We start from the raw sequence: 12,945 nt of genomic DNA on the forward strand, positions 1-12,945 counted from the left end.
ATCCCAATCTTTGAGTGGTGTCCCCACAGCTTCAATTTTTTGTTTAATTGATTGTTCGATTTCGTTTAAAATAGACCATGATTCACCAATTTTGTAATCGATCGGAATATTATGTTGTCGAATATAATCGCTCATATTTTCTAAACTGTCATTTTCTAGCGTAATAGCCTTTAATTCATGGATATTTTCACTCTTTTGAAGCACTAAAATATTAGTGTCTACTGTAGCAGATTCAAAGATTCCGGAGCCTAAATCTATCAAGCTTATCGGATTTGTTTTTTCAACAAAATAATTTCTTAGCTTTTGACCATATCCTGCACGCATCCATTTGTTTGATGTGATAAAAGATAAAATTCCTCCATTCTTCAGTAGCTGAACTCCCTTTTCATAAAAAAGCGTATAGATATCTCCCCTAGCAGCGTAAGTCTCAAAACCATATTTTTTATGTTTCTTTTTGTAGTTCTCACGATCAGCTTTACTCATCTTTTCAAAATGAATATATGGTGGATTACCGATCACAGCGTCGAATCCGCTATTAATACCAAACATTACGTGTGGATCAAAAAATTCAGCTGACATTCTATTCTTAAAAGGATCGAAAGATTTTAGCTGGTGTGTACGTTCATCTTCAAAAATATCACCTTGACCAAGTGTTAATTTATAATATCTTTTTTGATATTCCTTTTTAGTTCGTGGTGTCCTAGCATTAAAATACTTATCACGTAGCTCTTGTAATTTCAAGTCAAAATCAGGGTCAACAAACAAATCAGTTTGTCCATCTTCGAGCTTGATTAAACTATTTGCCGCAATAAATTTAAATTCTAAGTTTGGTAATGGTTTTATATTTGATATATCTTTCTCATCAACGATAACAGAAAGCCATGCACGTAGTCTTGCAATTTCTACAGCCATTGATTGTAGATCAATACCAAAAATATTATTTTCAATAATAGATAATTTGAGTTTATAAGGATCAAAGCTCTTTTCTATACGCTCATAAGTCTTTAATAACTGTTGTAGCATTCCCATAGGAAATGCACCCGAACCAACTGCAGGATCCAACACTCTAAAATTGTCTAAGGCAACTTTTATTTCTGAACTAACCTTTTTGCTATTTACTCCCCAAACATCTGCACTTGATGTTCCCTTACGTTCGAGCCACTGAGAATCTGATAAATCTAACAATTCATCAATTCCCTTATGAGTTGCTGAGTCCATTTTTGAGTATAGATATTGTCGAAGTGTTTCCTTGACCATATATCCTACGATCTCACGTGGAGTATAGAAAGAACCCGTATTATTTCGCTCATTTTTATCATTTTCATCGATTTGTGAAGCTAGTAGTGATTCAAACACTTGTCCTAACATCTCAGGATCTACAGCAATTAATTCATAGTCTGCACTAGATTCATCTGTCGTGAAATTAAATTCATCAAAATGCTCGTATAATCTCTTAAAGTAATCATCGGGAAATTCAAGTATTTCATTTTCAAAATCATTTTCTTTTGCCTCAAATAGCCCTCCATTCAAATATGGAGTTACTAGATCACCATTTATTCGATCATTGATCTCAGTGTTCAACGTTTTGAAAAACAGTATTTTTAACTTATTCTCGTAGTACTCTGTAGCACTTAAATCGTCTGTATCAAAATAACCGATATTTTCATTTATAATATCCATTCTTCTTAAAAACCAGACGAATAGCAACCTCCCTAATAATCTAGACGAGAACTGCTTAGCATCTTCCAGTCGCTTTCCAGAAGCTTGTAGCATATTCACGAGCTCTGTGAAGTGACCAGCAATATAGTTATAAAATTGCTTATTCACTTCTTTAAGTTGAAGAGCATTCCATAACGTGGTATGGATCGTTCGTTGTGGTTCAAATTCTAGCTGTACTCCGTTTTCTACACCTGTATATGCCGCAGCTCCATCAAGTTTATCCTTAAAAATTAATTTTTGTGTATTACTTAAATGCCCATGTAATTCAAGTACACGTAACTTTTGATGGTTCGACAATACTAACAGTAAACTGTTAGTATCTGGTGTTAAGAAGAAATCTATCCCCACTTTATATTCCGGCTTACGAGTAAGCTCGGAATCTTCCCAATTTTTAGAATATTCTGTGGCTGTTGCTATTCTTTGTTTTGTTGCAGATTCACTAAACCAAAAGAAATTACTTTCCACTGCACAATCTTCTGCAAAAAACAATTTAAACGCACTCCTAGCAGAAGAGGATTCTGGGTGCTCTTTAAACCACTTAACTTGCTTTTGATTTTTAAAAGTATCAAGTGATAATGGTGTAGGTAAGCTACCCGTATTTTGTGCATCTATACTTAACTTTTGCCTCCAGTCAGCATTGTCTGGAAGCATTACTTTTAGTATCTCGTCGGATAAATCTATAGCAATTGCTAAAGACATCCATTCATTTTTTTCATTAGATAGTTTTTGAACAAGTTCATCTATCTTATTTAACTTAGCTGTTGTGAGCATAAAATAAAACACCTTCGATCTTATCTATTTTTTGTTCTTGTTTTTCTTTATCCAATAAATTATTTATAAAACTCTCGCATTTACGTATAGTTGTAGAGTATGGTGAGCCCGAATCTCTGACTTCCCTATTTACCTTTCTAACTAATTGTTCAAATTCTCTTTTTTCATTTGATCTCCGAATACCATTTCTAACAAGTCCCAATACATCAATATTAAAATATTGACTGATAACCTTGAGAGCTTTTTCATGCGAATGTTTAACATCAAAAACGGGTTTACTATTGCCAAATTGGGCACTCACTTCTGTTCTACCTTTTGAAACATACTTTTCTCTATTAAGTTTAATAGTATCCATAGATGTTTTATTGTCATCAGAAGTAGTCTTGATTCTTTTCAATGCCTCTTGTTCTTCTATATACTCTGTTCGTATTGAGCTAAAAGGTCCCCTACTTTTCCCAGAAGAAACTATTTTAACAAAGCCAATATTTGACAGTTTTTCTCCCGTGCTAGATACCTTTCCACTTGTTGTATATAATCCCAGAACTTCAGTTGGATCTATTAGTCCTTTTTGGTTATCAGGTAAATAGTTCCACTTTCCCTTCGGTATTGATTGTATTCTTTTTATCTCACCATCATCTTTATGTTCTTCTAGATAATGTCTTAATTCCAATGAGTAATCATCAGTCCAATCCAATAGATCTCCCTCATTTTCAAACTTCTTAGCTGCTTTACTTGCTTTCTTTTCATCTGTATCAAAATATTCAAGCATATCATTAAATTCTATTGGGTTTTCTTTCTCACCTAATATACTTTGATCGTTGCCTACAGTTGAATTAATTGTATCGATTTTTCTTTCCAATCTTCTAACTAACTTCAAATATGATTCTAAGTCATCGGTCGGTCTTGAATTAGCAATCAGAACTTCTTGATATTGCGACCCTAATCTATTTATGCGTCCATTTCTTTGAATCATCCTCACGGGGTTCCAATGCAAATCATAATTAACTAATATGCCCGCATCCTGTAAATTTTGTCCTTCCGAGAGTACATCAGTAGCAAATAGATAATTTATTTCTTGTTCATCTTTTTTTAAAGTATATTTTTTGCTCTTTGGTGAAAAGCGTTTAGAGATATTCTCTACTTCGGTACTATTACCAGTGACAAATACAGCTTGCTCACTAAAATTAGGCAATTCTTTTTCCAATAATGTTGGTAAAGTCTCTTTTAGATAATCAATAGTATCTGAAAAGAAACTAAACACTAGTACCTTTTTACCATACTTTTTATCTTTCATTTGTTTAACGAGACTTTTAGCGAAACTATTTACTTTTTCATCCTTACCTTGTTCTGTTAGTAAGTTCAAAATCTTGATAAGTAAACTAATTATTGACTTATCTCTCTCGATATCTTTTCGAAGCTGTTTTATATTGTAAATTTGCGGATCAGCTTCTTTCCTTTCTATCCCCCTTTTTTTTATATCATCAGACTCTTTATCCATTGCTTCATCAAGTTCAATTAAGTAGGATTCATAGTCATTAAAAGCCTTATCAATATCTTCTCCATATTCATTTTCTAACAAAGATATATCCGACAAATTAATTATAAAACCCTTATTTAGCCATTTTTCAAACAATTCGATCCTATGCTGGTAGTTATTTAATGATTTTAGTAATGCCATCATCGAAGATTCTAAGCGTTTTAACCATGTAACATAAAGCATATTATGAATTGCTAATTGTGATCTTTGAGTTCCAGTTAGTTTTGTTGCACGAATTTCTGGGATAGATTTAGCATATACTTTTTTTAAGTACGATTCAGGCTTATACGGTACAAAACCTAAAAAATTGATCAATTGAAAGATTAAAGGTATCAAAGTTTCCGACATCTCATCTGTGAAAATTCTTTGATTTCCATAGTTTGGGCGTATATCGTTATCTTCTACCACTTTTCTAATATCTTTTTTCTGTAATTCCTTGATGGAAGCAAATAAGTCTATGGGATGTTGTGTTCTTTGAGTAAGTTCACTAACAAAATCTAAATTTAGTTTTCTGGGATCTAATCCTTCAAAAGTTCGTGTTATTTCCGCTTCAATTGCGCCCTTTAGTAACAGAGTATCTTCTTTGCTATAACTATAAACAAACTGTTCTACACGCGTATCTGGAAATAATTTTCCACTTTCTGGATCTACTGGTTCTATAGCGTTTCTCTTGATAACCCCTTGTCTCGTTGAACGTACCAAATAATGTCTAATTCCAGATGTAAGTGTATTTTTATAAATATCCCAATCTATTTTTTCCCCAGCTCTTTCTGCTCTAGTTACTTGAGATTGAATTCTTTTCAATGCTACAAAAAAATCAATGTATTCTAAATCCGATTTCCCTGTAGTATATGGAACATTTACAGAAACCAAGTCTCCCTTTGATCCTAGCTGAATTTGATTTGCAAAATCCATCAATGAATTATTGATCGGAGTAGCTGTAAGAAGTAACACTTTTGAATTAGGATTTTCCTGAAACAATTCTAATATCTGTCTATATCTAGTGGAATTTGTATTTCTTAAATTATGTGCTTCATCTACAACAAATAGATCAATTTCATTTTTACCGTTTTTTCTTTTTCTCGATTTTTCAATGAGCTCATCCAATTTTCGCTTATCTTGTTGAGTATAAATTTCAAAATCTCGATGTTCGCTGAGTTCCCATCTATCACTTTCAAGTTCATCTACCCACTGTCTTTTTAAAGATGCTGGTGGAATTATTGCTATATTGGTTTTACCATCCCTTATATACTGCTTAATTATTGCTGCTGCAGTTATTGTTTTACCTAAACCGACTGAATCTGATAACATGGCAACACCCATCGTATCTAACTTCCTTCGTAAACTTAATGCATTCTGTTTTTGAAATTCATGTAATACATCTTCTATATCCTTATCGAATGCCTCCACCTCAACTAATTCATCGGGAAAAACTTCCATTAATGTTTTTATATACACATCATACGGTCCAAACATTTTATTTCCAACTGGACTATTGCTTATGATTTCGGTGAAATCACCAGACCACTCTTCTGCTTCAGAATCGTTCCAAAGTTCATCAAACCACGTAATATGTCCATTTTCTTGATTACTAGTTTTAGGTTCAAACTCGACGATCTTATAATCATCTGTCAAAAAATTCAATTCTTGACTTGTAGTCAATCCTGCCTTAGTAAAGTTTGAAGAGCCAATAATCCCTACAGAATGTCCCTCCCCCAAATCACCAAAAATATACGTTTTTGCATGTAAACGTGGTTTTCTAAAAATTTTTACTTCTAATCTTTTTTTCTTTATAAGTTCTACTAATTTTCGTGCAGTTTCGCGAAGCTCATTAATTTCGGCTACATCTCCATATTCTTCAAGATCAGAACGAATATAATTATCTGGAAACAATAAATTTTCATCAGCTAAGATATTATATTTCTTTTGTAAATGATCAGCCAACGGTTCCTGTCCAATGAGTAAATTAATCTTCTCATAATTTTCTATCTTATCAATTATTTCTAATGTACCAGCTAAATCCCAATAACCAGTTGCTATTCTTAAAACCTTATAGTCAGGTGCAATTTCACGTAAAACATTTGCTAACGTTTTTCTTTTATTATCTATAAATTGTGGATAATGTGCCAATATTTCTCCCTACTTTCAACTACAGCAAAATGTTGCTACTACTCTATATATTCTGAAATTAGTATATATTACTTATGCAAATTATACTACCAACTAAATAATAATTTCATTTAAACATCATTACTCTGTTCAAAATATATATAATACGAAAAAATACTTATGTCACAATCTCTATTTGCCAACATTAATTCTATACCAATAGTTGGCGCCTTACTATAATTCATTGTCTCTAGTACTTCAGTCAGCAAAATTTTCCTACGTTTCCTCAATAAATATTAATTACACCAATTTATGCAACGTCAAAACTTTGATCAAATCCACTATAATGAGTTTTAGAGGCAACAAGTCAACACCTTGTAAAGGCATATCTATATCATTTTCTTCTATAAAATTAACTTTACATTCTATCGAACAAATAAAGAAATAGCCACTCAACTTGAGCAACTAAAATAAGTCTGAATGTGGTCCAGTATTGATCATCACAATGTCATCTTCTACAAGATATATCAGCAACCGATTGTGCTTAATATGACATTTATAATATCTGATAAACTCACCAGTTAATTGATAGTTACGATACTTTTCCGTAACTTATAGCTTTTTTGAATTTATTTATAAATTTGACTTTATACACTACTATTCCCCTAGTAACTGCAATAGCAAAAACTACTTTTTAGTCAAGTATCCACTCACAAAAAAACACTGCATCAATTGACACAGTGTTTTATAAAATTATTTGGTCAATGCAACATCTTTCCAAAAATCATTTGCTTTAGTAACATCTAAAGTCATCCCTTTGACTTTCTTTGAAACTGTGATCGTATCGTGCGTAAATGAAACTGGTACGATATAGGCTTCTTTATTCATGTATTCTTGCCACTTGTAGAACTGTTCTCTACGATAATTTTCATCAAATGCTTCCTTTGAACTCAATGAGTTGATCAATTCAGTATTTTCTTTAGTTACAAAATGCCCCATATTATATGCTGAACTAGCTGAATATGTTCTTGCAACATCAGTTGGTTCTGAAGAGGTCGACCATGCTCCCAACCAGATATCAAAATCTTTTGAACCACTGAGTAGCTTCTCTGTTGTCGTATTGAACTCTTGTAAACGGCCATTCATCAACTTGACACGTACTCCAAGCTCTTTCCATTTTTGGATGTAGTTTGTCAGGGAAGCTTCGAAGTTTTTCGTCGATTTGTTTGCTAATAGAGTCAAAGTCAATTTCTTACCGTTGGGACGTGTCCGATAACCATCTTTTTGGACCTTATATCCTGCTTTGTCTAAAAGTGCCTTAGCTTTTTTCATATTGTACTTAAATCCTTTAGCATCTTTATCGTTCCACTTACCAAAGGCTTCAGGCACGACTGTATTGGCACGATAAGAGAGACCATAACCGAATTTTTCTTGGACTTGATCAATATTCATCGCATAAGCTAAAGCCTGTCTCAAAGCACGATCATTTGTCACTGCTGATTTATCCATGACACTATTACCATCTTTATCGACAGTTCCTACTCTAAAGCCCATGTAGCTATAATAAAGCATCTTTTTCCCAAGTTCGACTGTATCTTTATTATCTTTGACGCTATTGTAAATATCTGGTGTTTGATTGAGTAAGACATCGTACTTCCCAGCTTTTATTGCCGTTGCTGCTTGAGAAGTCCCTACTGTTTCAACGGTGATCTTATCTAATTTTGGTTTTGACTTATAGTAGGTATTTGGGACCCACTCGATCGATTCTCCTCTGACCATCTTTTTGATCTTGAATGGCCCATAAAATAACGGTTTTTTCCGTACTTTATCGCTTGAAGCTAGATCTTTCATCGCGACATCTTTTAAGTAGTGGTAGGGTTCGGCGTATTCCCAGATATAACCAGCACCAGATGTTTGCATCGTTGGTGCCATTTCTTTAAAGTGGATCACCAATGTCTTGTCGTCTTTGATCTCTAGACCAGAGATAGAATCTGCTTGACCATCATGGTATTCTTCCATTCCTTCGATATGCGCCAATTCATCACTATATCTAGCAGAACCACTCTCTTTATTAGCTAAGATCTCATACGCAAAGACCAGATCTCTCGCCACAACTGGTTGTCCATCTGACCAGTTAGTCTTATCTGAGATCTTGACTGTCGCAGTCTTTGCCTCATTATCGATATCTAAATCAGCTAGACCACCTTTTTTGATCTTATAATTCTTATCGGTATTAAACAGACCAACTTGTCCAAATTGAGAGACGTCAGTAGTTGCTGCATCATTTGAAAGCTCTGGCGAAAAAACGCCCTTAAACGAACCATCGTTAACATAACCAACTTTTAACGTCCCACCCTTTTTAGCAGGAGCTGTGTTCTTATATTCAGTCTTTAGATCTTGAGCTGCTTTGATCGTCGTTGAACTCAGATAGAGTCCACCTAAAATAGTTACTGTAGTTAAAGCAGTCACCATCCATTTTGCGCTACGTGTTTTATTCATAAAAATTCCTCCTCTTTAACCTAAACGTTGTCTAGCATCCAAAGTCCTTCTGACAACATTGCCAACATAACTGATACCAACACAGATAAATAAAATAAGTAATGAAGCGGGAAGCCAGACCCAAAATTTGGCGGTCAAAACATCTGGATCTTGTGCATAACTGATCAAAGTTCCTAAACTCGGGACTGAATCAGGCAAGCCAAATCCCAAGAAAGTCAGACCAACTTCGATCCCGATATTAGCTGTCAAACTCAAGATGGCTTCAACTACGATGATCGAACTCAGATTAGGGATCAACTCGCCAAAAATGATCCTAAGATCGCTCGTCCCCGAGGTCTTAGCTGCACTGATGTAGTCTTTTCTAGCTTCTGATAACGCTTTTGAGCGTATGAGACGTGCGGTGCTGACCCAATAAAATGCTCCCATGACTAACACAAAAGTCATCATCGTATAATGTGGAATGATCGAAACGATAACGATGACTAAAAGTAACATCGGTAAAGTCATCATAAAATCCAAAAAACGCATCATCAAATTATCAACTATGCCACCATAGTAGCCTGCGATAACACCAAACAAGATCCCAATAACAAGCATCAAGACCGTCACAGCTAGGCCGATCATGATCGAATTTTTTGCGCCTAAGATCAACATCGCTAAGACATCTCGTCCGCCTTGATCAGCTCCTAACAACATCCCATCTACTCCAGGACGCTCGTATTGTCGCAAGATATCGACTGTCATGACTTTATCTTGATCGAGGAAAAGCGACCAAACAAAGATCGTCAACAACACGATGCTCAATAAGACCAAACACGTCAATGCCCATTTATCTCTTAAAAACTCTCGCTTGACCATTTGAAAAGCAGAGTCATCTTTTTGAGCTACCATATTTTTCTCCATCATGTCACCTCCTATTCGATCCGGACCCTTGGATCAACGATACTCAAGACGATATCAGACAACAACGTCCCTAATAGGTTCAATGCCCCATACAACATGACTAAAGCTGTTATGACTGAATAATCACGACTACCGATCGAATCCATAAACAATAACCCCATCCCTGGATAACCAAAGATCGTCTCGACAAAGATCGAACCGCCTAATAAACCTGTGATCGAGTAACCAAAAAATGCCGCGATCGGTAATAATGAATTACGCAAGATATGCTTCCAAAAAACTGATCGCTCAGAAACGCCTTTGGCTCTTGCAGTCTTAACAAAATCTTGATTGGTATTATCGATGATCTCACTTCTGAGATACTGGATAATAGACGTCGTCGACAACAATGCCATCAATACAGCTGGCAAGATCATATGATCGATCCGCGAAAAAAGATAGCTCATCCCCTCTTCAGCATTGACACTGACTGAACCAGAAGTCGGGAACCAATGTAATTTATAGCCAAAGATATACACTCCTAACAAGTAAAAGACAAAAGCTGGGATCGCATAGACCACAAAACTGTAAAATTGGATCAATTTGTCTTTCTTGCTATTTTCATAACGTCCCGCAACAACACCTAACGGAATAGCGATCGCATAACTCAAAATGACTGTAAGTAATGATAACCATAATGTATTAGTCGCACGCTCAGCGATCAGACTAGCAACAGGAGATTTGAACTGATAACTCATCCCCAGATCACCGTGAAACATGCGGACTATCCAATGCCAATATTGAACATACCAAGGATCATAAAGACCTGCTTGCACTTTCAACTGATGGATCTGTTCGGCTGAAGTCTGTGGTGTCAATAGGCCAGTAAACGGATCGCCTGGCATCAATTTAGCCAACATAAAGACCAAGATACTCAAGATCACAAGTTCTGGGATCATGATAAGTAATCTTCGTATGATCGTTTTTGCCATCTACTCATCTCCTTTTTTAGCGACTAAATGAGTAGCACTCAATCTCTTCAACGGATAGGGGCGCCCATTTTCATCATATCCAGAAGCCATATTTTTTAGGAATTCTTCTTCTATTTGTTGACGTCTGCTCTTATTTTCTTGGCGTTTAGCAATATCGACTTGCGGGATCGCGGCTAACAATCTTTTAGTATAGATATGTTGTGGATCTTGATAGATATCTTCACGCTCACCAACTTCAACAAAACGCCCGCGGTGCATGATCGCTAATGTATCGCACATATGATATACGACCCCTAGATCATGAGAGATAAAGAGATATGCCACTTGATATTCTTGTTGGATCTTTTTCAAATAATTCAAAACTTGTGCTTGAACTGAAAGATCCAACGCCGAAACAGGTTCATCTGCAATGATCAATTTAGGTCGTGTCGCGATCGCCCTTGCAATATCGATCCGTTGTCTTTGACCACCAGAGAATTGGTGTGGATATTTATGTAAACTATCTTCATCTAAACCGACGACCTCAATAATATCTTTGATCCTTTTTTTCAATTCAAGTTCAGATAACCGTTCAAAATTTTTCAACGGCTGTGCGATGATATCTTTGATCTTCTTTTTAGGATTCAAGCTTGACAGCGAATCTTGAAAGATCATTTGGACATCCTTGTTATAATTTATTTTCTTACGCGCCCTACTATGTAAAACATCTACTCCTTGATATTTGATCTGTCCTGAAGTTGCTTTTTCTAAACCAGCGATCGTTTTTCCGATCGTCGATTTGCCAGAACCAGATTCACCAATGATCCCATACGTTTTGCCAGGTTCAATACTGAGATCTACCCCATCTACTGCTTTGATATGACCAGTTACCTTATTTAAGATCCCCGATCTGATCGGATAATAAACTTTTAGATCTTTGATCGTCAATAATTTTTCCAATTTACATCACTTCCTCATCTAAAATTGAAGATCCAAATAGCAAGTACAGCGTACAAAATGCCCGGGCGTCACCTCATGTAATTTCGGTTCTTTTTCATGACGGACATTTGCTTTAGGATCGATCCTTGGCGCAAATCGACACCCAGTAGTTGCTATCTTCTTTAAAGAAGGAACATTACCTGAGATAACATACAACTCATCTGTGGGCGTTTTAGCTTGGGGCATTGCACGAAGTAACGAACGTGTATAGGGATGCTTTGGCGCATTGAAAATGTCACTGGCTGTCCCACTTTCGACTACTTGCCCAGCATACATGACCGCTACCCGATCAGCTACTTGAGCAACCACTCCTAGATCATGCGTGATCAATATGATCCCTGAGTTTTTCTCCTTTTTTATTGACTCTAATAGATCTAATATCTGTGCTTGAATAGTTACATCTAAAGCCGTTGTTGGTTCATCAGCAATGATCAACTTAGGCTCACACGCAACTGCAATAGCGATCATGACACGTTGGCGCATCCCACCTGAAAGTTCATGCGGATACTGTCTTGCTGTCCTTTTTACATCCTCGATCCCAACTTTACGCAACAATTCAAAGACTCGTGCTTGTTTTTCTTTTTCTGAAAGTTTTGTATGTAGATCCAAGCTTTCTTTGATCTGCTCTTCGATCCGCATCAAAGGATTTAATGCAGCTAAGGGATCTTGAAAGATCATAGCGATCTGTGCTCCTCTGATCTTTTCTAGTTCTTTTGTTGTGATACCACAGATCTCTTTGTCCTCAAATTTGATACTTCCACTCACTTTGGTCGTCACCTGATCGTGAAGCCCCATGATACTTGTTGCTAAGGTACTTTTACCACACCCCGATTCGCCCACGATCGCTAATGTCTCACCTTCTTTGACAGTTAGATCTACTTTATCGACGGCGTTATAAAAAGTTCCATCGAGTTTAAAATCGACATCGACTCCAGCCATAACTAATATGTCTCTCACTCTATCACTTCTCCTTTCATTTATTTTTAATCCATAATAAACCTTACACTTGATTTTTACAATAACTTTTTAACCAAAATTAAATTTAAAAATATATTACTTTTACTTAAATTAATAGCATTAATACTAATTATAAAAAATAATTGATCTTCGAATTGCAAGTTAACCGTTAAACCCAATATAAAAAACTATAATTTTTTATGAGATTTATTCTAGATAAAATTAAACTTTTTTAAGCATAGACATAAAATGCCCTCCTAAGTTGAACAAAAGATATAAGAAGCTCTGTGAAAACAGCTTTAGCCATTCTCACAGAGCTTCTCTAAAAATATTTACTCTTTATACAGTGGTTGACAAAGAGCCAACAACTATGGTTCTATCGTGAACGCTTTATCCTAATAATATCAATTAAAGACATAACAAATATCGTTCCTATAACCATATAAATATATCTCTTTATATTGAAATCGATCCCCAAAAGATGTATTATGCCAACAAAAA

7 protein-coding genes and 1 pseudogene are annotated in these 12,945 nt (G+C 35.5%); all 8 read right to left on the bottom strand.

What is annotated here, in order from left to right; translation table 11 throughout:
* Positions 1-2,490 (bottom strand): Eco57I restriction-modification methylase domain-containing protein (locus Q9Q35_RS08060; RefSeq protein ID WP_304652908.1); only part of this gene is annotated, 2,490 nt, incomplete at its 3' end.
* Positions 2,474-6,157 carry a helicase-related protein gene (locus Q9Q35_RS08065; protein ID WP_304402209.1) on the bottom strand — a complete coding sequence of 1,228 codons (3,684 nt, stop codon included), beginning with the start codon at positions 6,155-6,157 and terminating at the stop codon, positions 2,474-2,476. The genes Q9Q35_RS08060 and Q9Q35_RS08065, both read right to left, overlap by 17 nt.
* A gap of 444 nt (positions 6,158-6,601) precedes the next feature.
* Positions 6,602-6,733 (bottom strand): annotated as a pseudogene (locus Q9Q35_RS08070) (type II toxin-antitoxin system mRNA interferase toxin, RelE/StbE family); the annotation flags it as partial.
* Positions 6,734-6,889: 156 nt separating this feature from the next.
* Entirely contained in the window at positions 6,890-8,635 is a 1,746-nt protein-coding gene (locus Q9Q35_RS08075; protein WP_304402210.1) for an oligopeptide ABC transporter substrate-binding protein, read from the bottom strand.
* Between the two features lie 15 nt (positions 8,636-8,650).
* Positions 8,651-9,541 carry an ABC transporter permease gene (locus Q9Q35_RS08080; RefSeq protein WP_304402211.1) on the bottom strand — a complete coding sequence of 297 codons (891 nt, stop codon included), beginning with the start codon at positions 9,539-9,541 and terminating at the stop codon, positions 8,651-8,653.
* 8 nt (positions 9,542-9,549) lie between these two features.
* The gene (gene opp4B, locus Q9Q35_RS08085; RefSeq protein ID WP_304402212.1) at positions 9,550-10,509 is read right to left on the bottom strand and encodes an oligopeptide ABC transporter permease; all 960 of its coding nucleotides are present in this window, start codon (positions 10,507-10,509) and stop codon (positions 9,550-9,552) included.
* Positions 10,510-11,448 carry an ATP-binding cassette domain-containing protein gene (locus tag Q9Q35_RS08090; RefSeq protein ID WP_304402213.1) on the bottom strand — a complete coding sequence of 313 codons (939 nt, stop codon included), beginning with the start codon at positions 11,446-11,448 and terminating at the stop codon, positions 10,510-10,512.
* A gap of 18 nt (positions 11,449-11,466) precedes the next feature.
* Positions 11,467-12,426, bottom strand: coding sequence for an ABC transporter ATP-binding protein (locus Q9Q35_RS08095; RefSeq protein ID WP_304402214.1), 960 nt, complete (start codon positions 12,424-12,426; stop codon positions 11,467-11,469).
* Positions 12,427-12,945: the final 519 nt, after the last annotated feature.

Source organism: uncultured Ligilactobacillus sp., assembly GCF_948826705.1.
Lineage (GTDB): Bacteria > Bacillota > Bacilli > Lactobacillales > Lactobacillaceae > Ligilactobacillus.

Excerpts from the sequence above, each read along its gene's own strand:
- Q9Q35_RS08075 (WP_304402210.1), bottom strand. The coding sequence starts at position 8,635 with ATGAATAAAACACGTAGCGCAAAATGGATGGTGACTGCTTTAACTACA.
- Q9Q35_RS08080 (WP_304402211.1), bottom strand. The coding sequence starts at position 9,541 with ATGATGGAGAAAAATATGGTAGCTCAAAAAGATGACTCTGCTTTTCAA.
- opp4B (WP_304402212.1), bottom strand. The coding sequence starts at position 10,509 with ATGGCAAAAACGATCATACGAAGATTACTTATCATGATCCCAGAACTT.
- Q9Q35_RS08095 (WP_304402214.1), bottom strand. The coding sequence starts at position 12,426 with ATGGCTGGAGTCGATGTCGATTTTAAACTCGATGGAACTTTTTATAAC.